Annotated in this window: 28 protein-coding genes, 1 tRNA gene, 1 other RNA gene and 2 pseudogenes; 14 read left to right on the top strand and 18 right to left on the bottom strand. The window is 70.4% G+C overall.

Features of this window, described 5'->3' with window-relative positions; all coding sequences use genetic code 11:
* Positions 1 to 17 precede the first annotated feature (17 nt).
* Complete coding sequence (locus AB8998_RS12465) at positions 18 to 1,430, bottom strand: WS/DGAT/MGAT family O-acyltransferase (RefSeq protein ID WP_369738241.1); 1,413 nt, start codon at positions 1,428 to 1,430, stop codon at positions 18 to 20.
* A 148-nt stretch (positions 1,431 to 1,578) separates the two neighbouring features.
* Here AB8998_RS12465 and panB point away from each other — a divergent pair, with 148 nt between their 5' ends.
* The 3 genes from panB to AB8998_RS12450 all read left to right on the top strand — a co-directional run bounded on the left by panB (position 1,579) and on the right by AB8998_RS12450 (position 5,498).
* Positions 1,579 to 2,424, top strand: coding sequence for a 3-methyl-2-oxobutanoate hydroxymethyltransferase (gene panB / locus AB8998_RS12460; RefSeq protein WP_369738240.1), 846 nt, complete (start codon positions 1,579 to 1,581; stop codon positions 2,422 to 2,424).
* A gap of 204 nt (positions 2,425 to 2,628) precedes the next feature.
* Positions 2,629 to 3,840: a glycoside hydrolase 5 family protein gene (locus tag AB8998_RS12455; RefSeq protein ID WP_369738239.1), complete on the top strand. Its 1,212-nt coding sequence runs from the start codon at positions 2,629 to 2,631 to the stop codon at positions 3,838 to 3,840.
* A 128-nt stretch (positions 3,841 to 3,968) separates the two neighbouring features.
* The gene (locus AB8998_RS12450) at positions 3,969 to 5,498 is read left to right on the top strand and encodes a CYTH and CHAD domain-containing protein (protein ID WP_369738238.1); all 1,530 of its coding nucleotides are present in this window, start codon (positions 3,969 to 3,971) and stop codon (positions 5,496 to 5,498) included.
* A gap of 14 nt (positions 5,499 to 5,512) precedes the next feature.
* On the opposite strand, the gene rnpB is transcribed toward AB8998_RS12450, so the two are convergent.
* Together rnpB and AB8998_RS12440 are read right to left on the bottom strand one after the other, a co-directional pair.
* Positions 5,513 to 5,916, bottom strand: an RNA gene (rnpB, locus tag AB8998_RS12445) — RNase P RNA component class A.
* A gap of 59 nt (positions 5,917 to 5,975) precedes the next feature.
* Positions 5,976 to 6,614, bottom strand: a complete 639-nt coding sequence (locus AB8998_RS12440) for a class I SAM-dependent methyltransferase (protein ID WP_369738237.1) — start codon at positions 6,612 to 6,614, stop codon at positions 5,976 to 5,978.
* 164 nt (positions 6,615 to 6,778) lie between these two features.
* Here AB8998_RS12440 and AB8998_RS12435 point away from each other — a divergent pair, with 164 nt between their 5' ends.
* The 4 genes from AB8998_RS12435 to AB8998_RS12420 all read left to right on the top strand — a co-directional run bounded on the left by AB8998_RS12435 (position 6,779) and on the right by AB8998_RS12420 (position 8,251).
* Positions 6,779 to 7,270 carry a cytochrome P450 family protein gene (locus tag AB8998_RS12435; RefSeq protein WP_369738236.1) on the top strand — a complete coding sequence of 164 codons (492 nt, stop codon included), beginning with the start codon at positions 6,779 to 6,781 and terminating at the stop codon, positions 7,268 to 7,270.
* A 40-nt stretch (positions 7,271 to 7,310) separates the two neighbouring features.
* A complete protein-coding gene (locus AB8998_RS12430) occupies positions 7,311 to 7,487 on the top strand; it encodes a ferredoxin (protein WP_369738235.1) in 177 nt (58 codons plus the stop codon).
* Positions 7,488 to 7,564: 77 nt separating this feature from the next.
* Positions 7,565 to 7,954, top strand: a complete 390-nt coding sequence (locus AB8998_RS12425) for a hypothetical protein (RefSeq protein WP_369741832.1) — start codon at positions 7,565 to 7,567, stop codon at positions 7,952 to 7,954.
* Positions 7,955 to 8,095: 141 nt separating this feature from the next.
* Complete coding sequence (locus tag AB8998_RS12420; protein WP_369741831.1) at positions 8,096 to 8,251, top strand: hypothetical protein; 156 nt, start codon at positions 8,096 to 8,098, stop codon at positions 8,249 to 8,251.
* On the opposite strand, the pseudogene AB8998_RS12415 reads toward AB8998_RS12420, so the two are convergent.
* Positions 8,212 to 8,484: pseudogene (locus AB8998_RS12415) on the bottom strand (alcohol dehydrogenase catalytic domain-containing protein); the annotation flags it as partial. The gene AB8998_RS12420 and the pseudogene AB8998_RS12415 sit on opposite strands and share 40 nt — an antisense overlap.
* A gap of 89 nt (positions 8,485 to 8,573) precedes the next feature.
* Here AB8998_RS12415 and AB8998_RS12410 point away from each other — a divergent pair.
* Complete coding sequence (locus AB8998_RS12410; RefSeq protein WP_369741830.1) at positions 8,574 to 8,702, top strand: hypothetical protein; 129 nt, start codon at positions 8,574 to 8,576, stop codon at positions 8,700 to 8,702.
* Between the two features lie 31 nt (positions 8,703 to 8,733).
* Here AB8998_RS12410 and AB8998_RS12405 read toward each other — a convergent pair.
* A pseudogene (locus tag AB8998_RS12405) lies at positions 8,734 to 8,832 on the bottom strand (toxin); the annotation flags it as partial.
* Positions 8,825 to 9,034 (bottom strand): antitoxin, encoded by a 210-nt coding sequence (locus AB8998_RS12400; RefSeq protein WP_369738234.1) that lies wholly within the window; start codon positions 9,032 to 9,034, stop codon positions 8,825 to 8,827. The gene AB8998_RS12400 and the pseudogene AB8998_RS12405, both read right to left, overlap by 8 nt.
* Positions 9,035 to 9,102: 68 nt before the next feature.
* Between AB8998_RS12400 and AB8998_RS12395 the strand changes: the two genes are divergently transcribed.
* The 3 genes from AB8998_RS12395 (at position 9,103) to AB8998_RS12385 (ending at position 10,563) form a co-directional block, all read left to right on the top strand.
* Complete coding sequence (locus tag AB8998_RS12395) at positions 9,103 to 9,510, top strand: pyridoxamine 5'-phosphate oxidase family protein (protein ID WP_369738233.1); 408 nt, start codon at positions 9,103 to 9,105, stop codon at positions 9,508 to 9,510.
* Positions 9,511 to 9,755: 245 nt separating this feature from the next.
* Positions 9,756 to 10,097, top strand: a complete 342-nt coding sequence (locus AB8998_RS12390) for a hypothetical protein (RefSeq protein ID WP_369738232.1) — start codon at positions 9,756 to 9,758, stop codon at positions 10,095 to 10,097.
* A 235-nt stretch (positions 10,098 to 10,332) separates the two neighbouring features.
* Positions 10,333 to 10,563 carry a hypothetical protein gene (locus AB8998_RS12385; protein WP_369738231.1) on the top strand — a complete coding sequence of 77 codons (231 nt, stop codon included), beginning with the start codon at positions 10,333 to 10,335 and terminating at the stop codon, positions 10,561 to 10,563.
* Here AB8998_RS12385 and AB8998_RS12380 read toward each other — a convergent pair whose 3' ends face one another.
* Genes AB8998_RS12380 through cobC form a run of 4 tightly spaced genes read right to left on the bottom strand, consistent with a single transcriptional unit; the run spans position 10,564 to position 14,634 of the window.
* On the bottom strand, positions 10,564 to 11,676 hold the full coding sequence (locus AB8998_RS12380) for a bifunctional RNase H/acid phosphatase (RefSeq protein WP_369738230.1): 1,113 nt from the start codon (positions 11,674 to 11,676) through the stop codon (positions 10,564 to 10,566).
* Positions 11,673 to 12,410, bottom strand: a complete 738-nt coding sequence (locus AB8998_RS12375) for a zinc ribbon domain-containing protein (RefSeq protein WP_369738229.1) — start codon at positions 12,408 to 12,410, stop codon at positions 11,673 to 11,675. The genes AB8998_RS12380 and AB8998_RS12375 overlap by 4 nt, the downstream gene beginning before the upstream one ends.
* Positions 12,407 to 13,555 carry a Nif3-like dinuclear metal center hexameric protein gene (locus AB8998_RS12370; RefSeq protein ID WP_369738228.1) on the bottom strand — a complete coding sequence of 383 codons (1,149 nt, stop codon included), beginning with the start codon at positions 13,553 to 13,555 and terminating at the stop codon, positions 12,407 to 12,409. Before AB8998_RS12370 ends, AB8998_RS12375 begins: the two co-directional genes overlap by 4 nt.
* Positions 13,552 to 14,634, bottom strand: a complete 1,083-nt coding sequence (gene cobC / locus AB8998_RS12365) for an Rv2231c family histidinol phosphate aminotransferase CobC (protein ID WP_369738227.1) — start codon at positions 14,632 to 14,634, stop codon at positions 13,552 to 13,554. Before cobC ends, AB8998_RS12370 begins: the two co-directional genes overlap by 4 nt.
* A gap of 36 nt (positions 14,635 to 14,670) precedes the next feature.
* On the opposite strand from cobC, the gene AB8998_RS12360 reads away from it, so the two are divergent.
* Genes AB8998_RS12360 through AB8998_RS12350 form a run of 3 tightly spaced genes read left to right on the top strand, consistent with a single transcriptional unit; the run spans position 14,671 to position 16,650 of the window.
* A complete protein-coding gene (locus tag AB8998_RS12360; protein WP_369741540.1) occupies positions 14,671 to 15,318 on the top strand; it encodes an HAD-IA family hydrolase in 648 nt (215 codons plus the stop codon).
* Positions 15,311 to 15,808 (top strand): low molecular weight protein-tyrosine-phosphatase, encoded by a 498-nt coding sequence (locus AB8998_RS12355; RefSeq protein ID WP_369738226.1) that lies wholly within the window; start codon positions 15,311 to 15,313, stop codon positions 15,806 to 15,808. The genes AB8998_RS12360 and AB8998_RS12355 overlap by 8 nt, the downstream gene beginning before the upstream one ends.
* Positions 15,808 to 16,650 carry an SURF1 family cytochrome oxidase biogenesis protein gene (locus AB8998_RS12350; RefSeq protein WP_369738225.1) on the top strand — a complete coding sequence of 281 codons (843 nt, stop codon included), beginning with the start codon at positions 15,808 to 15,810 and terminating at the stop codon, positions 16,648 to 16,650. Before AB8998_RS12355 ends, AB8998_RS12350 begins: the two co-directional genes overlap by 1 nt.
* Here AB8998_RS12350 and AB8998_RS12345 read toward each other — a convergent pair.
* The 8 genes from AB8998_RS12345 to AB8998_RS12310 all read right to left on the bottom strand — a co-directional run bounded on the left by AB8998_RS12345 (position 16,632) and on the right by AB8998_RS12310 (position 22,057).
* Positions 16,632 to 17,570 carry a cobalamin biosynthesis protein gene (locus AB8998_RS12345; RefSeq protein WP_369741539.1) on the bottom strand — a complete coding sequence of 313 codons (939 nt, stop codon included), beginning with the start codon at positions 17,568 to 17,570 and terminating at the stop codon, positions 16,632 to 16,634. The two genes, AB8998_RS12350 and AB8998_RS12345, sit on opposite strands and share 19 nt — an antisense overlap.
* A gap of 19 nt (positions 17,571 to 17,589) precedes the next feature.
* A complete protein-coding gene (locus AB8998_RS12340; protein WP_369738224.1) occupies positions 17,590 to 18,027 on the bottom strand; it encodes a type II toxin-antitoxin system VapC family toxin in 438 nt (145 codons plus the stop codon).
* Positions 18,024 to 18,182, bottom strand: a complete 159-nt coding sequence (locus AB8998_RS12335) for a hypothetical protein (protein WP_369738223.1) — start codon at positions 18,180 to 18,182, stop codon at positions 18,024 to 18,026. Before AB8998_RS12335 ends, AB8998_RS12340 begins: the two co-directional genes overlap by 4 nt.
* A gap of 142 nt (positions 18,183 to 18,324) precedes the next feature.
* Positions 18,325 to 19,443, bottom strand: a complete 1,119-nt coding sequence (locus AB8998_RS12330; RefSeq protein ID WP_369741538.1) for an epoxide hydrolase family protein — start codon at positions 19,441 to 19,443, stop codon at positions 18,325 to 18,327.
* Positions 19,444 to 20,264: 821 nt separating this feature from the next.
* Positions 20,265 to 20,339, bottom strand: a tRNA-Val gene (locus AB8998_RS12325).
* A 117-nt stretch (positions 20,340 to 20,456) separates the two neighbouring features.
* Positions 20,457 to 20,918, bottom strand: a complete 462-nt coding sequence (locus tag AB8998_RS12320; RefSeq protein ID WP_369738222.1) for a peroxiredoxin — start codon at positions 20,916 to 20,918, stop codon at positions 20,457 to 20,459.
* Positions 20,918 to 21,328 carry a DUF3052 domain-containing protein gene (locus tag AB8998_RS12315; protein ID WP_369738221.1) on the bottom strand — a complete coding sequence of 137 codons (411 nt, stop codon included), beginning with the start codon at positions 21,326 to 21,328 and terminating at the stop codon, positions 20,918 to 20,920. Before AB8998_RS12315 ends, AB8998_RS12320 begins: the two co-directional genes overlap by 1 nt.
* A 126-nt stretch (positions 21,329 to 21,454) precedes the next feature.
* Complete coding sequence (locus tag AB8998_RS12310; protein WP_369738220.1) at positions 21,455 to 22,057, bottom strand: hypothetical protein; 603 nt, start codon at positions 22,055 to 22,057, stop codon at positions 21,455 to 21,457.
* Between the last annotated feature and the right edge of the window lie 11 nt (positions 22,058 to 22,068).

Here is a 22,068-nt window from a genome sequence, read left to right as displayed (position 1 = left end):
GCGAGTCAAGTTGCTGGTTAGCGGCGCCCGCCGGTTGCCGCGAGCAACTCCTCCATCCCCACCGTGAACTCGCCGGCCAGATCCCACAGGTCCGGAAGCAGGTCGGGGCAGGAGATGAGCCCGACGTCCAACCTGCCGCGCAGCGACATCACGGTGATGTTGAGACCCGACCCGTGGAAGATCGGGCCGAGCGGGTACATCGCTTTGACGTCGCAGCCCAACAGGTACAGCGGGACCTGCGGACCCGCGACGTTGGACACCACCAGGTTGTGGACCGGCATGCTCTCGGTCAGCTTGGTTCTGGCGTAGAGGCGCATCGCGATCCCGAAGACACGCGGGGCCGCGAACTGCGACCAATCCTGCAACAGCGTGGCGCCGATTGCCGAACTATGTTGCTTGGCAACAGTATTCGCTTCGGCGATGACCTTGAGGCGGTCGACCGGGTCGTCGACGTGGGTGTGTAGGCTGGCGAACATGCCCGAGACGTGGTTGCGCCCGGGGCGGTCGGATTTGCCGTGCACCGAGACGGGCACCATCGCCACCAGCGACGCGGCGGGCAGGCCGCTGCGCTCTCCCAGGTACTGGCGCAACGCCCCGGAGACCAGGGCCATCACCACGTCGTTGACCTTGACCCCGAAGTGGTCCTTCACCGTCTTGACGTCGTCGAGGTCCAGTTCGGCGTAGGCGATGTTGCGGCGGCCGCTGATGGTGGCGTTGAAAGGGGTGCGCGGGGCGGCGAACGGGCGCGCCATCGTCTGGCCGTCACGCACCTTGCGCAGCGTGGTGACCATCGACGACACGGTCTCGGGCACCACACCGGCCAGCTGCAACGGCCGGGTGGCGAACCGCAGCAATCCGCCGGCGGCGATCCGCCAGCCGCTGGCCCCGCCGACCCCCTCGGCCGGGTCCGGCGCAGGGGCGTCGGGCTCGGTGCTGCACAGCTTCTCCATCAGGCTGGCGCCGGTCACCCCGTCCACCCCGGCGTGGTGCACCTTGGTCATCACCGCCAGGCGGCCTCCCGGATCAGCCAGGCGGTGACAATCGGTGCCCGCCACACCCTCGATCACCCACATCTCCCAGAGCGGCCTGCGGCGGTCCAGCGGGAGCGACGCGATGTGACCGCAGATCTCGGACAGCTCCGCGCGGCCGCCAGGCGACGGCAGCGCGATCCGGTGCAGGTGACGGTCGATGTCGAAGCCGTCGTCGTCCACCCAGACCGGGTGGTCGAGGTTCAGCGGGCTGTTGGCCAGCTTCTCGCGAAACTCCGGCGTGGCCTTGATGCGCAGCGCGAGCGCGTCGCGCAGCCGGTCGAAGGTGTAGCCCCCCGGCATGGTGGCGGTGTCCAGCTCGAGGATCGAGCAAACATGCAAGGGCTGCGACGGGGTCTCCAGGTAGAGGAAGCTCGCGTCCAGGCCGGTGAGGCGCTGCATCGCAGCATGGTATGTCTCACACACCGCGAACGGTGCGACTGCGGGAAAGAAATGGCAGAATATCCAGAGTCAGACGAACCCGGGGACCCACCGGCGCCGCAAGCGACCAGGGCCACGAGGATCGACCCGACCACCTTTGGGGACAACGATGTCTGAGCAGAACGTCTACGGTGCAAGCTCTCCCGGGCCGTCCCGGCCGCTCACCAAGATCCGCACCCACCACCTGCAGAAGATGAAGGCCGAAGGCCACAAGTGGGCCATGCTGACGGTCTACGACTACTCGACCGCCCGTGTCTTCGACGAGGCCGGCATCCCGGTGCTGCTGGTCGGCGACTCGGCCGCCAACGTGGTGTACGGCTACGACACCACCGTGCCCGTCTCGATCGACGAGCTGATCCCGCTGGTGCGCGGTGTCGTGCGCGGAGCCCAACACGCCCTGGTGGTCGCCGACCTGCCGTTCGGCAGCTACGAGGCGGGGCCGGCCGCGGCGCTGGCCTCGGCCACCCGCTTCATGAAGGAGGGCGGCGCGCACGCCGTCAAGCTCGAGGGCGGCGAGCGGGTCGCCGAGCAGATCGCTTGCCTGAGCGCGGCGGGCATCCCGGTGATGGCTCATATCGGTTTCACCCCGCAGAGCGTCAACGGCCTCGGCGGCTTCCGGGTGCAGGGCCGCGGGGACGCCGCCGAACAGACCGTCGCCGACGCGATCGCCGTCGCCGAAGCGGGCGCATTCTCGGTGGTCATGGAGATGGTGCCGGCCGAGCTAGCCACCCAGATCACCGGCAAGCTGACCATCCCGACGATCGGGATCGGGGCCGGCCCCAACTGCGACGGCCAGGTCCTGGTCTGGCAGGACATGGCCGGGATGAGCGGCGGTAAGACGGCCCGATTCGTCAAGCGGTTCGGCGACGTCGGAGCGGAGTTGCGTCGTGCCGCAATGCAGTACGCCCAAGAGGTGGCCGAGGGAGTCTTCCCGGCCGACGAACACAGTTTCTGAGCACCAGCCGACGCCGACCCACCGGCGCAGCGCCCGACTCCTGCAGACTGGTCTACGGACTCGGCTTGCGGCCGCGAAAGTAGTTGTCGCTGAGCGCATTCGGTGCCAGATCGCAAGATCGCCGCATCGGTCCAAAGCGCCACGTTTGGTCCGCCGGTAACTGTCAATTCTGTTACATAACGCCGAAAACCGTTGTGTGACAGGATGGTAACCATTACTCCCAGACATGATCCCCGGGTGGGCAAGGGTGCGCACGCCGCACGCCGGACGATTCTGAAGTTGCCGACGCTACTGGCAGGAGGCTCCGCACTGGCCCGGGCACCGCGCGCGGCCGCACAACCGCCGAACGCCTCACCGGACCCCACCCGGTGGTCACCGGACCGCGCCCAGCGCTGGTATCGGTCGCTGCCCTGGCCCGTCGGGGCCAACTTCATCACGTCGAATGCGGTCAACCAGCTCGAGATGTTCGCCGCCGACACCTACGACCCGCGACGCATCGACACGGAGCTGGGCTGGGCGCGCTCGGCCGGGTTCAACACGGTGCGGGTCTTCCTGCACGACCTGCTCTGGGCGCAGGATGCCCGCGGATTTCAGGGCCGGCTGGCGCAATTCGTCGCCATCGCCGCGCGCCACAGCATCAAACCCCTGTTCGTGCTGTTCGACTCCTGCTGGGACCCGCACCCCAAGCCGGGCCCGCAGCCCGCGCCCCGGCCCGGGATCCACAACTCGAGGTGGGTGCAGAGCCCGGGCGCCGAACACCTCGGTGACCGCGGCTACCGGCGGACACTGCGCGGCTACGTCACCGGCGTGCTGAGCCAGTTCCGCAACGACGACCGCGTCCTGGGCTGGGACCTGTGGAACGAGCCCGACAACCCCGCAAACCAGTACCGCTCGGTCGAACGTGCAGACAAGCGGGCACTCGTCGCCGACCTGCTCCCCGAGGTGTTCGGGTGGGCACGCACGGTCGACCCGAGCCAGCCGTTGACGAGCGGGGTCTGGCACGGCCACTGGTCGGACGCCGGCCGCAGCGCCGTCGCCGGCATCCAGGTCGACAACTCCGACGTGATCACCTTCCACTCCTACGCCGAGCCGGCGACCTTCGAGAGCCGCATCGCCGAACTCGCCCCGCAGGGGCGACCGATCCTGTGCACCGAGTACATGGCCCGCACCCAGGGCAGCACCGTCCAGGGCATCCTGCCGGTGGCCAAACGCCACAACGTCGGCGCCTACAACTGGGGCCTGGTCGCCGGCAAAACCCAGACCTACTTCCCCTGGGACTCCTGGGACCACCCCTACCCGGCCGTCCCGAAAGTGTGGTTCCACGACCTACTGCGGCCGGACGGACGACCCTTCCGGAACAGCGAGATCCAGACGATTCGCCGGCTGTCGGGGCTGGCGATGCACCTGCGCCAGTAGCCGCCGACGGGCTGCCCGCGGCCGCGGATGCCGGGCCACTGGACCCCCTGCAGCCCGTCGGCGGCGTGTACATTCAGCACCGTCCACGACGTACCCGACGGCGCCGCCGCGCCCGCCACGGAGCCGACATGCCTGCAAATGCGTCCAAACCCTCGCGTTACCTGGAGGTGGAGCGCAAGTTCGACGTCGTCGACTCGGCGGTGTCGCCGTCCTTCGACGGGATCGCCGCGGTGGCGCGCGTGGAGAAGTCGCCGCCCCAGTCGCTGGACGCCACCTACTTCGACACCCCCGGGCAGGACCTGGCCCGCAACAAGATCACGCTGCGGCGCCGCACGGGCGGGTCCGACGCGGGCTGGCACCTGAAGTTGCCCGCCGGGCCCGACGCCCGCACCGAGGTCCGGATGCCACTGGATGCCCCGGAGGGCGTCCCCGGAGGGGGGGTCGTTCCAGGCGAGTTGCTGGACGTGGTGCTGGCCATCGTGCGCGATCGCCCCCTCGAACCGGTCGCGCGGATCTCCACCGAACGAGAAACCCAGGTGCTGTACGGCGTCGACGGCACGGCGCTGGCGGAGTTCAGCAACGACCACGTCACCGCGTGGGCGATCGGGGCGTCGCCCGACGAGCAGCCGGTCGAACAGGAGTGGCGTGAGTGGGAACTCGAGCTCTCGGCGAGTGAGAGAACGACGAACCAGGCCGCCGACGCCGAGCTGCTGACCCGGCTGGCCAATCGGCTGCTCGACGCCGGGGCCGCGCCCGCCGGCCACGCCTCCAAGCTGGCCCGGGTGCTCGGCCCGGCCGTGCAGCCCAACGACACCCGGCCGCCCGCCGACCCCGTGCAGCGCGCGGTGGCCGAGCAGGTCGGTGCGCTGCTCGTGTGGGATCGGGCCGTGCGGGCCGACGCCGACGACGCCGTGCACCAGATGCGGGTGACCATCCGCAAGATCCGCAGCCTGCTCGGTGAGTCGCCGGAGTTCGTGTCGTCCGCCGACGCGTGGATCCTCGACGAACTGCGCGAGCTCGGCAACGTGCTGGGCGGCGCCCGCGACGCCGAGGTGCTCGGCGCGCGGTACCGGCTGGCGCTGGACGCGCTGCCACCCGAACTGGTGCGCGGTAGGGTCCGGGAGCGCCTGGTCGACGGCGCCCGACGCCGCTACCAGGCCGGATTGCGGCGATCGCTGGCCGCGATGCGGTCGCAGCGCTACTTCCGCCTGCTCGACGCCCTCGACGCGGTGGTGGCCCATCCCCCGGCGGCCGCGGCCGGCCGGGAAGCGCCGCCGGTGACCATCGACGCGGCCTACCAGAAGGTGCGCCGGGGCGCCAAGGCCGCCGCCCGGGCGCCCGAGGAGCATCGCGACGAAGCGCTGCACCGGATCCGCAAGCGCGCGAAGCGGCTCCGCTACACCGCGGCCGCGACCGGCGCGGCGGAGGTGTCCGAGCGGGCGAAGGCGATCCAGACACTGCTCGGCGACCACCAGGACAGCGTGGTCAGCCAGGCGCACCTGCTGCAGCAGGCCGCCGCCGCGCATGCCGCCGGGGAGGACACCTTCACCTACGGCCTGCTCTACCAGCAGGAGGTCGACCTGGCCAAGATGTGCGAGCGGCAGGTCGACGACGCGTTGCGTCAACTCGACAAGTCGGTTCGCAAAGCGCGGCGCTGAGCCGCGAAGACGGGCGGACGAGTTGGCCTGTAAGCCGGATTCTGTTCCCCGCCGCCGCGGCGTGGCCAACGGCGGCGGGGCGGCGACCATCCATCTGGACACACCGTCGCCGGGTGCCTCGAGCGGTCTACCCGCAGGCTCGGGCGAGCAACCCTCGAACGCCTGCGCGGCCGCACCTTGCGGTGCGGCCTTCTTGACCTTGCTTCGGGTGGGGTTTGCCGAGCCACCCCGGTCACCCGGGATGCTGGTGCGCTCTTACCGCACCGTTTCACCCTTACCACCGCGAGGGTGGCGGTTTGTTTTCTGTGGCACTTTCCCGCGAGTCACCTCGGATTGCCGTTAGCAATCACCCTGCTCTGTGAAGTCCGGACTTTCCTCGAACCGCCTTGCGGCGCTCCGCGGCCGCCCGGCCAACTCGTCCGCGACGATCAACGGTACCCGCTGCGCAAGGCCGGGGCCAGCAACCGCCGCCCCGGCCTATGCGGCTTTGCGCAGCACCATGACGTTGTCGACCAGGGTCGCCGGTTGTTCGTCCGGCCCGAGCGTTTCCCGCTCGACCTGCTCGGCCCGCAACCGCGTCCAGGTCTCATCCAGCTGCAACGACGCCAGCACCTCCTCGATCCCGGGAAACCGGTGCAGGTGCTGTTTGGCCCAGGGCGGGGCTTCGCCGTGGTCGACGATCAGGAGCACCCCGCCGGGCGCGACGTGGTCGGCCGCCCGCCGCAGCACCGCCTCGCGCTCCAGTCGCGCGGGTGAGTGCAGATATTGCACCGACACCAGGTCGAAAGTCCCCTCCGGGAAGCTCTCGTTGAGATCGAGGCACTGAAATTCGATGCGGTCCAGCAGGTTTCGCTGAGATGCCGCCTCGGCCGCCCGTTGCAGCGCGGTGTCGGAGACGTCGACGGCCACCACCTGCCAGCCGCGCTCGGCGAGCCACAGCGCGTCGGCGCCCTCGCCGCTGCCGAGGTCCAGGGCCCGGCCCGGTGTCAGGTCGGCGGCCGTCGCGGCGAGTTGGGCGTTGACGCGCCCACTCCACGTCCGTTCAGAGGAGCTGTAGCGCTCCTCCCAGAACTGGCGTGCGTCGTCGGATCCGTCGTCGTCGTGTGAGTGGGTCATACAGCGAGCATGCCGACACCCGGCCAGATTGCCAAGCCGAAACGCGGCCCCGCGATGGCCCCGGATGGCATTGCCCACGGGGCCGTGTGTGCCAGGCTGACCGCACAACAGATACCGAAAGATTTGTCGAGCAGACGACGAAGGGCCTGGCGGAGCCGCAGCAGATGTACAAGGCGCTGCGCGAATCCGCCCCGGTTTTCCGGTTGCCGGAAGCGGTCTTCCTCACCCGCCGCGCCGACATCGAGACGGCGCTCGAGCGCACCGAACTCTTCTCGTCGAACATGGATGCGGTCAGCCTCGGCAATGTGCGGCCGCTGATCCCGTCGCAGATCGACCCGCCCGAGCATGCCAAGTACCGCCGCGTCCTCGATCCCCTGTTCGTGTCGTGGGAGATGGCGCGGCGCGAACCGCGCGTCAGCGAGCTGGTGAACGAGATGATCGACGCCTTCGCCGATCGGGACGAATGCGACTTTCATGCCGAGTTCGCCGTGCCGCTTCCGTACACGGTGTTTTTGCAGCTGCTCGGGCTCCGCTGGAGGACTGGACAAGTTCTCGAGTGGAAGGACGGCATCATCCGCCCGGACGGCGCCCGCAACTACGAGCAGCACGGGGTCCGCCGCGGCGTCCGCGGCCGAGCACGTCTAGGAGTACTTTGAGCGCGCCATCGACGACCACGTCGCCCACCCGCGCGACGACGTGCTGTCCGCGATGATCGCGGCCGACGTGGAGGGCCATCCCCCGCCCGCGGTGTTCGACGCCGATGAAGTGGGCCACTGCGCGGTGCTGGCCGAGGAGGTCTCGGGCGACCTCGAGGCGCAGGCCGCCGACGCCGCGCGCAACTGCCCCGAAGGCGCGATCACGTTGACCGGCTGACCGGCCCGGCCGGCATGGCCGAGAGGTCACTGCCGGCCGGGAGCTGCCGTCAAGACCTCGGTGACGAGTCCGAACCGATGGACGCGCGAGTGGTGCCGAACCTGCCAGTGGTGATCCAGCAGTGCGCTCACCGCGATGGGACGGCACCCGCCCACCAACTGCGGCGCCACTCGCCACAACCCCGTCCACGCCCGCGAAACGGCCCGTTCGAGTGGCCGGTCCCTGGATGTCAGGCTGGCGATGCAGATCAGACCGTCGGGAGCGAGGATCCTTCGCAGGTCGGCAAGCACGTCCCGTGCATAGTCCGCGTCGAGCAGGTCGAATATGGTCTGCCCGTCATCGAGGGCACGCTGCTGCCGGCTGCGGCCGTCGTGCCGATCGACGAGTCGTTGCCACTGGACCTGGCCGCGCTGCTGGGCTGCGGGGTCACCACGGCCCGAACGTCGCGTACTTCGACAACCGCGTGATGAGTAGACGCCCGCGGCGCTGAGCCCGAACCGGGCCCGTTCGGGCTACGACCGCATCGGCCGGATGCAGGACTGGCAGGCTTTCTACGAGGACGCGGCCACGAACCGCCTGGTGGCCAACTTGCGTGCACGGCTACGACCATGCCTACGGCGGCCCGCACGCCGAGAGCCGCCGGCGGCCCGGTGTGGCCGGGGATGGGGGTGGCGTCGCTGGCCGAGGAGAACAGCTCGGCTTCGCCGCGCAGGCAGTGCGGGCAGGACCGGCACGGCACGTTCCAGGTCAAAACGACGTGCTGACCGGCGCCGACGGTGCTGACCTCGGAGCCCACCTCGGTGACGACCCCCGCGCCCTCGTGGCCGAGGGTCGACGGCACCAGCGTCGGGATGGCCCCGTCTCGCAGCGACACGTCGCTATGGCACAGGCCGATGGCGTGCAGTCGAACCCGCACCTCGTGCGCGCCGATGGGCCGCAGCGCCAACTCTTCGACGGACGTGGGCTGCCCGGCCTGCCGCAGCGCAACCGCCCTCATGCAGCCACCGCTGTGATCCACGTCATACCGACCTACGATGGTGGCAGGACCGCACCGGGTCAAGGCCACTAATCGGAAGGAGACGGGCCATGACGACCACAGCCGCGAAAGCGCTACCTACGGAAGCGGTGCTGACCATCGACGGCCGGCCACAGCGGGGGCCGTGGGGACCTATCCGGTGGCCCTGGACGTTCGTGCGGCATGCCGTCCCGCGGTAGCCCAGAATGAGGGCCATGGCGTCTCGGATTCGAGTAGCTCGTCAGCGGAAACGATGTGTTTGCCGAGCTCACCGGCGCGAGCGGCGCCGAGGCTGACCAGCCAGAGGTCTCCCCGTCGCAGCTCAGTCAAGGTCTCTGCCTACCGTGCCCTCCCAGTCGCGGGCCTCCTCGCGGACGGCGTCGGCGGTCGCTTCGGCGCGGGTGGTCTCGCGTTCGGCGCGGAAGATCGCCTGCCGCTCGGCCTGGGAGGCCAGCTCGGTGGGCAGAGCGGAAATCGAGATCCCTGGTTCGCGGGCTTGGGCGGCCAGGCGGTCGCGAGTCTGGGTGCTCATCCGTGCATCACCTGGATATGGGACCTTCGGCCGTCGCGGCGCCGGTGCGCCTTGGCGAGGATCCGATCATGACGCAACGTGAGCTCGAAGAACTCTCCTCCGACGAATGTTTCCGCCTGCTCGGTGCCGCTAGCTTCGGGCGACTCGTCTATCAGGACGACCTCGGACCGCTCGCGGTGCCCATCAACTACGGCCTGGCCGGGCACGGCATCGTTTTCCGCATCGAGGGGGGCGCGAAACGAGCCGCGATGCAGCAACCGATGCTCGCCTTCGAGGTCGACCACGTCGACGACGACGGGAAGTCCGGATTGAGCGTCCTGGTGCGGGGCGCCGGGGCCGAGGTCGACCCGGACCGGGTTCCCGCCCTGCTGCGAACGATGGACGGCCACTTTCCGAGACCTTGGGCCGAAGGCATCCACAACATGTGGCTTCAGATCGTGCGGCACACCGTCACTGGGCGCCGGCTCGGCGCGTAACAGCCGCCGTGGTAACGGCTCTCCGTTGCCCCCGGGTTCGAAGCGTCTCCTCGCGCAGACACGACGAGTGACTTTCGGATCCGCTATCGCATGCGATATCGCTTTTGACGATGATGTGATGGGTCCGCCCACGGTGCTGGTGTGACAGATGGGGTCGACGAAGCGGTGATCCGCCTGCCGGCCGCCCGCAAGGTCCGCCCCGGGGAAGTATTGACACCGCCCGAAAACCGACGACGTCAACAGATATGGCGCTGCTGCCAGACCCCGATCCCCGGCGGCGAGAGCACGTGGTGATCTCGGTCGACGACCACGTCATCGAGCCGCCCGACGTGTTCGCCGGCCGGTTCCCCGCCGCGCTGGCCGACCGCGCGCCGAAGGTCGTCGAGACCGACGACGGTCGTCAGGTGTGGCGGTACGAGGGCCGGGAGCAGCCCAACATCGGCCTCAACGCGGTGATCGGTCGCCCGCACGAGGAGTGGAGCATGCAGGCCGCCAGCTTCGACGAAATACGTTGCGGCTGTTGGGATATCGACGCCCGCATCGCCGACATGGACCTCGCCGGCATCTGGGCATCGCTGAACTTCTAGTCGCTGATCGCCGGGTTCGCAGGCAGTCTTCTGGAAGAGCGACGACCCCGGGCTGGGGCGGGCCGCGCTGCGGGGCTGGAACGACTGGCATCTGGAGGTGTGGGCCGCCAGCTAGCCGGACCGGATCATCCCGTTGTAGCTGCCCTGGCTGGCCGACCCGGAGCTGCACCCGAGGAGCTGCGCCGCAACGCCGCCCCACCCGTTCTTTGCCGCCATCGAGCAGACCGACACCGTCGTGTGCCTGCACACCGGCTCGGCGCAGTGGCCGCCGATCCCCGCTCCGGACACGCCGTTCGAAACGATCACCACGCTGTTCCCGGTCAACGGCCTGGTCGCCTGCGCCGACATGCTGTGGTCGGGCATCCCGGCGCGGTGCCCGGGGCTCAACATCACCCTGGCCGGGGGCGGGCTGGGCTGGGCGGCCATGCTGGGCGACCGCGCCGACTACGTGCTGCGCCGCGCCTGATCACAGGTAGGCGGTCTGGTTCACCAGACGCACCGAAGACCCGCCGTCGGAATAGAATTCGGCGATGCTCAGCGACGCCAGGTCGAGGTGCAGCCGGTACAGGATCCCGGGCCCCGCGTCCAGTGCCAGCCGCAGCAGCATCTTTATCGGGGTCACGTGCGAGACCACCAGCACGGTGTCCCCTTCATGCGCGGCGACGATCCGCCCGCGCGCCCGCGCCACCCGGTCCAGCACGGCCTCGAAACTCTCCCCGCCCGGCGGGCTGGTGCCGGTGTCCTGCAGCCAGCGCCGGTGCAGCTCCGAATCATGCTGCGCCGCTTCGGAAAACGTCAGCCCCTCCCAGGCCCCGAAGTCGGTTTCGACGAGGTCGTCGTCGACGGTCACGTCCAGGCCCAGTGCCTTGGCCGCCGTCGCGGCGGTGTCGTACGCCCGCTGCAGCGGCGAGGAGAACACCGCCGCGATCCCGCCGCGTTGCGCCAGGTATCGCGCGGCGGCCCCGGCCTGGCGCCGGCCCACCTCGGTCAGGCGCGGATTGCCGCGCCCCGAATACCGGCGCTGCACCGACAGCTCAGTCTGGCCGTGCCGCAGTAGCAGGAACCTGGTCGGCGTGCCGCGCACGCCGGTCCATCGCGGTGCGCTCGGGGCCCGGGCCGCCGGCTCGGCGGTTTTCGCCGGCTCGGCGGTTTTCGCGGGCTCGGCGGCCGGCGGGTCGGACGCACCGTCCATCGCCTCGTTGGCCAATCGGTCGGCGTGCGCGTTGCGCTTCCGCGGCACCCAGGTGTACCGGATGCGGTCGAACCTCGACGCCAGCGCGCGGGCCTCGGCGTGCAGTTCCTTGAGGTCCGGGTGCTTGACCTTCCACCGGCCCGACATCTGCTCCACGAGCAGCTTGGAGTCCAGGAAGACGGTGGCCTCGGTGGCGCCCAGTTCCAGGGCATCCGCCAAACCTGCGATCAGGCCCCGGTATTCGGCGACGTTGTTGGTCGCGCGGCCGATCGCCCGTTTGGCCTCGGCCAGCACGGCGGAACGGTCCTCGCTGAGCACCACCGCGCCGTATCCGGCCGGCCCGGGGTTGCCACGCGACCCGCCGTCGGCCTCGATGACGACCTTCACTGCTCGATTCCCTTGACCCGCAGCAGGATCGCCCCGCACTCCGGGCAGCGCACCAGCTCGTCCTCGGGGGCGGCCGAGATGCGTGCCATCTCGCCGCGGTCAATCTCGAGACGGCATGCACCGCAGCGCCGTCCGAGCAGCGGCCCCGCACCCGGCCCGCCCCCCGCGCGCTGCCGCTCGTAGAGCGCGGACAGGGCGGGGTCCAGCGCCGCGGTCAGCTCGTCGCGGCGCGACGCATTAACCCGGCGGGCCGCGTCGATCTCGGCGCGCACGGCGTCGAGGGCCTGCTCGGCGCCGGCCAGCTCGGCCTGCAACGCATCCGCCGTCGTCGTCTCGGCGTCCAGCTGCGCCTGCAACTCCTCGCGGCGCTCCATCACCTCCAGCAGCGAATCCTCCAGGCTCGCCTGCCGGCGTTCCAGGGTCTCGAGCTCGTGCTGCAGATCCGACAGCTGCTTGGCGTCCGTGGCACCCGAGGCCAGCAGCGAGCGGTCCCGGTTCTCCCGCTGCCGCACCGAGTCGACCTCCGCTTCGAGCCGGGCCACCTGCGCGTCCACGTCCTGCAGCGCAATCGTGACCGCGGCGGCGCGGTCCCGTGCGGCGTCCCGTTCGGCCTGCATCCGCTCGCATTCCTGCTGCTGCGGCAGGTGGGTGGACCGGTGGGCGAGCCGGGACAGCTCGGCGTCCAGCTTCGACAATTCGAGCAGCGACAGTTGCTGTCCCACTTCGGCTTTCATGGCTGATCCCTTCCGGCCTTGTCGCCAAGATGCCCCAGGTTCCAGGGGTCGGTGCGAATGCCGCACACCCGCACCTGCAGCGCGGCCCCGAACCGGGAGCGCAACAGGCCCGCGGCCTGCTCGCACCAGGGGAACTCACTGGCCCAGTGCGCCACGTCGATCAGGGCCACACCCGAGGCCCGGCGGTGCTCGTCGGCCGGATGGTGCCGCAGGTCGGCCGTGACGTAGGCCTGCACGCCGGCGCCCGCCGCGGCGGCAAGCAACGAGTCCCCGGCACCGCCGCAGACGGCCACCCGCGACACGGCCAGGTCGGGGTCACCCGCGGCACGCACGCCCCAGGAGGTCTGCGGCAGCGCGTCACCGACGCGAGAAACGAAGCGCCGCAGCGATTCCGGCTGCGGTAGCGCGCACACCCGGCCCAGCCCGGTGTTGCCCGGCAACGGCTGCAGGGCGAAGATGTCGAACGCCGGCTCCTCGTACGGGTGGGCGGCACGCATCGCCGCCCACACACCGGCCCGCAGTCGCGCGGGCGCGATGACCTCGACCCGGTCCTCGGCGACCCGCTCGACCGCGCCGACGCTGCCGATCGCGGGCGAGGCGCCCTCGTGCGGCAGGAACTGCCCGATGCCGCCGACGCTCCAGCTGCAGTGCGAATAGTCGCCGATGCGACCCGCGCCGGCCCCGAACACGGCCGCCTGCACCGCCTCGGCGTTCTCGCGCGGCACGTAGATGACCCACTTGTCCAGATCGGCGCGGTCGGCCACCGGCTCGAGCACCGATTCGACGGTCAGGCCCAGGGCGTCGGCCAGCGCGTCGGACACCCCCGGCGAGGCCGAGTCGGCGTTGGTGTGGGCGGTGAACAGCGAACGCCCGGTGCGGATCAGCCGGTGCACCAGCGCACCTTTCGGCGTGCTGGCCGCCACTGTGTCGACCCCGCGCAGCAGCAGCGGGTGGTGGGCCAGCAGCAGGCCGCCCGCGGACACTTCGTCGACGACGGCGGGCGTGGCGTCCACCGCGACGGTCACCGACTCCAGTGCGTCGTCGGGGTCGCCGCAGACCAGCCCCACCGAATCCCACGACTGGGCCAGCCGCGGCGGATAGGCCTCGTCCAGCACGTCGATGACGTCGGCCAGTCGCGCGCTCACCTCGGGTCCCCGTTCGTCGTCGCCTCTGAGATGACCCGAACCAGCCGCGGCCACTCGCGGCGCACCGCCGCACGGAGGTAACGGTCGTCCAAGCCGACGAATGTGTCACAGCGGCGGATGGCAATCCCCTTGTCTCTCAGAGCCTCTCGCACCCGAAGGGCGTCCGGGTGGCGAAACAGCACGAATGGCCCGCGGCCAGCGAACACCTCGGCACCCGCCGCCGCCAGCCCCGCCGCCATGTCGGCGCGGCAGGCCTGCAGCCGGACCGCCGCGGCCGCGGCGTCGGCAACCGCCGCCGGGTCGCAGCAGGCCGCGATGGCCGTCAGCTGCAAAGTTCCCACCGGCCAGTGTGCCCGCTGCGCGGTCAGCCGCGCCAACAGCCCCGGCGCGCCGAGCGCGTAGCCCACCCGCAATCCGGCCAGCGCCCACGTCTTGGTCAGGCTGCGCAGCACCAGCACGTCGGGCAGCGATTCGCCGGCCAGCGACTCCGGCTCGCCGGGCACCGCGTCGGCGAACGCCTCGTCGACCACCAGGACCCGCCCGGGCCGGCGCCAGGCCAGCAGCTGCTCGCGGGTGTGCAGCACCGAGGTCGGGTTGGTCGGGTTGCCCACCACGACCAGGTCGGCGTCCTCCGGTGGCCGCATGCCGTCCAGGCCGAACGGCGGCTCGAGCACGAGGTGGTGCACCGGCACCCCGGCCGCGGTCAACGCCGCGGCCGGCTCGGTGAACGAGGGCGCGACGACCACCGCCCGCGCCGGGCGCAGGTTGCTCAACAGCGCGAAGCCCTCCGCCGCGCCGGCCAGCGGCAGCACCTCGTCGGGGGCGCGGCCGTGCCGGCGGGCCGCGGCCTCCTGCGCGAGGCGCACGTCGTCGGCGCCGGGATACCGCGCCAGGTCACCCAGCCGCTCGGCCAGCCGCCGCATCAGCCACTCCGGCGGCCGCGGGTCGCGGACGTTGACGGCGAAATCGAGCATCCCGGGAGCAACGGCCTGGTCACCGTGGTAGCGCGCCGCCGCAGGCGGGCTCGGCTGCAGACTCGCCATCCGTGAAACACTAGTGGGCCGTCGGGGGCCGGCCACAGCAACGTCGGGGACAATGGTCTGGTGACACGCAGCATGGTGACGGCGCAGCTGGTGATCTTCGACCTCGACGGCACGCTGACCGACTCCGCGGAGGGGATCCTGGCCAGCTTCCGCCACGCCCTGGAACGGGTCGGCGCGACGGTGCCCGACGGTGACCTGATCGCCCGGCTCGTGGGCCCGCCGATGCACCTCACGCTGCGCACGCTGGGCCTCGGCGAGGACACCGAGGAGGCGATCGCGGCCTATTACAACGACTACACCGCGCGGGGCTGGGCGATGAACAGGCTGTTCGACGGCATCGAGCCGCTGCTGGCCGACCTGCGCGCCGCCGGCGTCCGGATGGCCGTGGCCACCTCCAAGGCCGAGCCGACGGCCCGGCGCGTCCTCGCCCATTTCGGGCTCGACGGGTACTTCGAGGTGATCGCCGGAGCCGGCACCGACGGCTCGCGCAGCACCAAGGCCGACGTGCTGGCCCACGCGCTGTCACAGCTCGCGCCGCTGCCCGAGCGGGTGCTCATGGTGGGTGACCGCAGCCACGACGTCGTCGGGGCGGCCGAACACGGCATCGACACCGTGGTGGTCGGCTGGGGCTACGGGCAGGCCGATTTCCCCGACGGGCTCGGCGAGGGCGCCACGCACGCCGCCACGGTCGCCGATTTGCGGAGGGTGCTCGGTGTCTGATCGCGAGCCGCTGCACGTCACGTTCGTCTGTACCGGCAACATCTGCCGCTCGGTGATGGCCGAGAAGATGTTCGCCGACCAACTACGGCGCCGCGGCCTGGGCGACGCGGTGCGGGTGAGCAGTGCGGGCACCGGCGACTGGCACGTCGGCAGCAGCGCCGACGCACGGGCGGCCCGCGTCCTGCGCGACCACGGCATCCCCACCGACCATTGCGCCGCCCAGGTCGGCGCCGACCACCTCGCGGCCGACCTGGTGGTGGCCATGAGCCGCAACCACCTGCGGATGCTGCAACACCTGGGCGTCGACCCCCAGCGGCTGCGGATGCTGCGGTCGTTCGACCCGCGTTCGGGGGCCCACACGCCCGACGTCGAGGATCCCTACTACGGCGAACACGAGGACTTCGAGGCGGTTTACACCGTCATCGCGGCCGCCCTGCCCGGCTTGCACGACTGGGTCGACGACCGACTCGAGCGGAACGGAACGGGCTGATGCCTCGTCCGGTGCGGGGCCTGGCGTTCCTGCTGCGGCCGGGCTGGATAGCTCTGGCCTTGGTGGTCATCGCCTTCACCTACCTGTGCTTCACCGTGCTCGCGCCGTGGCAGCTGGGCAAGAACACCAGGACGACCCGGGAGAACCACCAGATCGAGCAGTCCCTCAACACCGCCCCGGTGCCTTTGAGAACACTGCTGCCGCAGCAGGATTCGTCGGCACCCGACGCGCAGTGGCGCAGGGTTACGGCGACCGGGCACTACCTGGCCGACGTTCGTGTGCTGGCCCGGCTGCGCGTCGTCGACGGCGATCCCGCGTTCGAGGTGCTCGCACCGTTCGCCGTCGACGACGGGCCCACCGTCCTGGTCGACCGCGGCTACGTGCGACCCGAGCAGGGCTCGCACGTGCCCCCGATCCCCCCGGCACCGCAGCAGACCGTAACCATCACGGCGCGGCTGCGCGACTCCGAGCCGGCCGCCCAGGACAAGGAGCCGTTCCTCAATGACGGCTTCGAGCAGGTGTATTCGATCAACACCGAACAGGTCTCGACGCTGACCAAGGTCCCGCTGACCGGCTCGTACCTGCAGCTGGTCGAGGACCAGCCCGGCGGGCTGGGCGTCGTCGGCATTCCGCACCTGGACGCCGGGCCGTTCCTGTCCTACGGCATCCAGTGGATCTCGTTCGGCATCCTCGCCCCGATCGGGCTGGGCTATTTCGCCTACGCCGAGCTCCGGGCCCGCCGCCGGGAGAAGCAGCAGGCGACGCCGCCTGCTGGCGAGGCCCCGCCGCCCCCGCAGACCGTCGAGGAGAAGCTCGCCGACCGCTACGGCCGCCGCGGGTAGGACAATCCGCCCGCGAGCAGCGCGGCCACCACCTGTACCACCGCCGACAACGCCACCGCGCGGCGCAGGTCGGCCACGCCGGGCGGGCCGCCATCGCCGAGGGTGGGCCGCAACTCCAGCTCGTGGCGATACCGGGTGGGCCCGCCGAGCCGCACCCCCAGCGCCCCGGCGAAGGCCGCCTCGACGACGCCGGCGTTGGGGCTGGGATGGGCGGCGGCGTCGCGACGCCAGGCTCGCGCCGCACCCGGCGGCGATCCTCCCACCAGCGGCGCGCAGATCACCACCAGGGCGGCGGTCGCGCGCGCCGCGACGTAGTTGACCGCGTCGTCCAATCGCGCTGCGGCCCAACCGAACCGGGCGTAGCGCGGCGAGCGGTAGCCGATCATCGAGTCCAGGGTGTTGACGCCGCGGTAGGCCAGCACCGCGGGCGCGCCGCCGGCCGCCGCCCACAGCAGCGGGGCGACCTGGGCGTCGGAGGTATTCTCGGCGACCGACTCCAGCGCCGCGCGCGTCAGGCCCGCCCGATCCAGCGCGGCCGGGTCGCGCCCGCACAGCGACGGCAGCAGCCGCCGCGCGGCGTCGATATCGCCGCGCTCCAGCAGCCGTGCCATGTGCAGGCCGGTGCGCGTCAGCGACGTTCCGCCCAGCGCGACCCAGGTGGCCGCCGCGGTGACCGCGCCCGGCCCGGCCCGGCCGCCGCGGTCGGCGGTCCTGCCCGCGGCCGCACCCAGCGCGCCCACGCCGGCCACCAGCAGGCCCACGTGCACGGCGCCGGCGATCCTGCTGTCGCGGTAGGTGACCCGCTCCAACCGGGCCGCCGCGCGGCCGAACAGCGCGACCGGATGACCCCGCTTCGGGTCACCCAGCACGACGTCGGCCAGGTAGCCGGCCAGCACGCCGGCACTGCGGGTCGGCCGCATCTGCCGCGGGTTTCTGCCGTCAGCCAACCAACGGATTCCTCACCGCGACCACGGAGCCGAACCTGCCGAAATCTCGATCAGCGGACCATAATTCGCGTACGCCGTGCGCCACGCACAATGCCGCTATGTGCGCGTCGTGCACCAGCGAGCCGGTGACCTTCCCCGCAGCGAGCATCGTCTTGAGCCGTTCCCAGTAGCCCGCGGGCTCGCCGAGCACGGACAGGGAAGGCGATTCCAGCCACGCATCGACTTGTGCGATGGCTTGACTCTGCGAACTCGGCGGGCTGTAGATCTTCGGGTGTGTGCTTATCGCGAAGAATTCGTGCAGGCACGGCCAGGGAACCGCCCACGCGGCTTTGCCTTCGGCGAGTGTCTTGATGCGTGCGGACGCGGCCGAGTGAAACTCGGAGTCTCGCCGATGGGCATAGACCAAGATATTGGTGTCGACGGCGATCATGCCGGGTTGGCGTAGATCTCGTCGCGGATTTTCTCCCACGAGGCGCCGCGGAACGCCGGCTGCAAGCCCTGCCCGTCGACGCTGGCGTCGGTGAGTACGAAAGACTCGGCGCCGGAGCGCTGCTTGATCACCGCGCGCAGGCCGCTCTCGATCAACTCCCGCAACGTCGTCTGTTCCCGGCGGGCGAGTTTGCGCCTCGCGGAACAGCTCGTCCGGGAGATTCACGGTGGTCTTCATATGGCTGACCTTATCAGCTCAGCCATACAGCCATATCGTGCCGGCGGGCGGACGGGCCGCTCACCGCACCGTGGCGAAGAACGCGCGCAAATCCTCGACGAACAGCTCTGGCTGCTCGAAGGCCGCGAAGTGCCCGCCGCGCGGCATGGCCGTCCAGCGCGTGATGTTGTAGGCCGGTTCGCACCAAGACCGCGGCGGCTTCATCAGCTCGCCCGGGAAAGCCGCGACGCCCGTGGGCAATTCGACCCTGTCCTGCTGCTCCCACACCCGGAAGCTCTCCCAGTAGAGACGGGCCGAGGAGGTGGCCGTGCCCGTCACCCAGTACACCATCACGTTGTCGAGCAACTCGTCGCGGCTCAGCACGTTCTCCGGGTTGCCGTCGCAATCCATCCAGGCCCAGAACTTCTCGACGATCCACGCCAGTTGGCCCACCGGCGAATCGACGAGCCCGTAGCCCAGCGTCTGCGGCCGAGTGGACTGCTGCTTGGAGTAGCCGGTGCCCCACTTGCGGTGTGCGGCGAGCGCGGCCAGGGCCCGCTGTTCCTCTTCGGTCGGGTTCTTCAGCGCTTCGGGGGTCGGGCGCCCGATCGGCATGTTCAGGTGGATGGCCGCGCAGCGTCCGCGGTTGCGGCCGATCTGGGTGGTGACGGCCGCGCCCCAGTCGCCGCCCTGCGCGCCGTACCGCTGGTAGCCGAGGCGGCCCATGAGCGTCTCCCACGCGTGCGCGATCCGCTCGACGCCCCACCCGGTGCGGGTGGGCTTCCCGGAGAAGCCGTAGCCCGGAAGTGACGGGCACACAACGTGAAACGCGTCTTCGGCGCGGCCGGACGCCGGGTTGGTCAGGGGCTCTATCACCTTCTGGAACTCCACGATCGAGCCGGGCCAGCCGTGCGTGATCAGCAGCGGGAACGCATCGGGGTGCGGTGAGCGCTGATGGATGAAATGGATGTCCAGCCCGTCGATTTCGGTGGTGAACTGGTCGAAGCGGTTCAGCGCGGCCTCGCGGGAGCGCCAATCGTATTCGTCGGCCCAGTAGCCGGCCAACACGCGGGTGTAGTCCAGCGGGATGCCCTGACTCCAGTCGTCCACGCATTCGGCCTCGGGCCAGCGGGTGCGCGCCAGGCGCGAGCTCAGATCCCCCAGCACGTCGTCGGATACGTCGATGTGGAACGGCTTCACCGTGTCACCAGTCGTCATCATCGGAGCGCGGCCGGTGGCCGGCCTTCCCGCCGGCCCGCTCGAGGTCGCTGACGCGGCGGTGGGCGTCGGCCATCAGCGTCCGGACCATGTCCATCGGTTCCGGCCTGGGACAGCGGGCCGCACGGGCGCCGCCGTCCGGCCCGCACCGGCAGTCTGAAAATCCGGATGCTCGTCCACGTCCCCGAGACTGCCATATCGGTCGCGGCGACGCCGCGTCAACCCGCGTGGGCGCGGACGGTATCGAACCACCGACCGCTGGTGTGTGAATCTTTATCGCCACGTTCAGTGCCGCCGACAAGAGCCGGTACGACGAAGATCGAAAACCGCTCCCGTCGTTTCCTGCCTGGCGCTTTCGGCCCAACGGGGGTCGGCTCGTTCAAGTGTTCCCACCGTCGATAATCGCCTGGAATCCGTAGCTGCGGAGTCCCGCGTCCTGGCATCCTTGACTGGACGACCGCTTTGGCCGTGAGATGGGAAGGGGCCACCAGACCATGCAAATCGAGCTTCTCAGCCATCCCGGATGCCCAAACGCCGCCGCCACACGCGAGACCCTGGCCGAGTGCCTCGGCTCACTGGGAATCGACGTGCCGATCACCGAACACGTCGGGGACTTCCCGTCACCGTCGGTTGTCGTCAACGGCGCCGACGTAATGCGCGCTGGCGCAGTGCCGATTGGACGATCTTGCCGACTCGACTTACCCACTCGTGAGGCGATCATGGCTGCCCTGCACCAGGCGAGCGAAGCCGAACATCGGCGATAACTGCGGGCGGCGTATCCATTGCCCCCAGCAGGTATTTCTTGGTGGGCGCGGACGGTATCGAACCGCCGACCGCTGGTGTGTAAAACCAGAGCTCTACCACTGAGCTACGCGCCCCCATGCCCGCCGGAGGCTACACGCCCCCAGCGCAAGTACCCAAACCCGGCGCGCGGGCGCGCTTGTACGCCCCACGCGGCGTGTCGCCGTACAGAGACACGCGCGCTCGCCGGAACCTCAATCCTGCAAAGCCGCCAGCGCCTTGGTCCAGAGGCGCTGGTCGCGCGCCTCGCCGGGCTGCTTGCACTCCGCGAACCGGATGATCCCGGACCGATCCACGACGAAGGTGCCGCGATTGGAGTAGCCGGCGTCGTCGTTGAACACGCCGTAGGCCTGGCTGACCTCGCCGTGCGGCCAGAAATCCGACAGCACCGGAAACAGGAACCCGCTCTGGATCGCCCAGATCTTGTGTGTGGGCGGCGGGCCCACCGAGATGGCCAGCACCGCGCGGTCGTCGTTCTCGAAGTCGGGCAGATGATCGCGCACCGCGTCCAGTTCGCCCTGGCAGATCCCGGTGAACGCCAGCGGGAAGAACACCAGCAGGACGTTCTTGGCGTCGCGGTAGCCGCTGAGGGTCACGCGCTGCTGATTCTGGTCACGCAACGTGAAATCCGGGGCGGTGGCTCCGACCGGCAGCATCAACGCTTCCCGGCCCGGGATTTGGGCTGGACCAGCCGGCTGGCGGCCCAGTCCCCCAGGTTGACCGACGAGGTCGGCATCAGGCCCGCGGTCGGCGCCGCCTCGGCGATGTCGGCGGGCAGCACGTGACCGGGTTTGCCGGTCTTGGGCGTCAGCACCCAGATCACCCCGTCCTCGGCCAGCGGGCTGATGGCATCCATCAGCGTGTCCACCAGGTCCCCGTCGCCGTCGCGCCACCACAGCAGCACGACGTCGACGACCTCGTCGGTGTCCTCGTCGAGCAGCTCACTGCCGCAGGCCTCCTCGACCGCGGCGCGGATGTCGTCGTCGGTGTCTTCGTCCCAACCCCACTCCTGGACGACTTGGTCTCGTTGGATGCCCAATTTGCGAGCGTGATCCGCCGCGACCACCGTGGAGCCTCCTTGTATTCGTCCGCGCCGTGCGATGGGGATTATCGTCGCACAGCCGGCACCGGGTCCATACCTCTACTCAGGAGCTGCCCTGGGAATCGGCTGGCAGGAGCTTCTCAGAACCCCTCAGAACGAGGCCAGGCACAGCTTGAGCGCCTTGGTCTTGGCGTCGTTGAGCTGGTCGACCCGCTTGTTGAACTCGCCGGTCGGCGCGTGGGTCCCGATGGCGTTCGCCACCGCGTGCGCCGCGTCGGCGTAGGCGTTGAAGGCGTCTTTGAGCTGCTGGGACAGCGCGTCGTTGAAGCTGTCGAGGACCTTCGCGGCGCTGTCGTTGAGCGCCGCGATGGCCGGTCCCTCGGTCGGGCCGGTGCTGCGGCCCGCATTGAACGCGGCCACGAACTCGTTCACCTTGTCGATCGCGTCTTTGCTCGCGGTGGCGAGCGAATCGCAGGAGCTGCGGACCGCCCTGGTCGTCAGCGACTGCTGCCGCTGCGACTCCCGGCTGCTCGAGGTCGCCTGCGAGGCCGACACCGACGCCGAGACCGATTGCCGGTAGGCCGGGGCCAGGTTGGTGTCGGGCGTCGCCGTGCCGTTGGTGACCGTGGTGCACCCGGCCACCAGACCGAGCACGCCCATCAGGGCCGCCGCCGCGCAGCCCAGCGCCAGGGCACCCCGCCTGCGCAGGTCCCCCACGCGCGCGCGAGGGACCCCGCGCCATCCGATGAGCACGGGTGCTGACG

The sequence above is a fragment of the Mycobacterium sp. HUMS_12744610 genome, assembly GCF_041206865.1.
Taxonomy (GTDB): Bacteria; Actinomycetota; Actinomycetes; order Mycobacteriales; family Mycobacteriaceae; genus Mycobacterium; species Mycobacterium servetii.
This window is presented reverse-complemented; position numbering and strand designations above follow the sequence as displayed.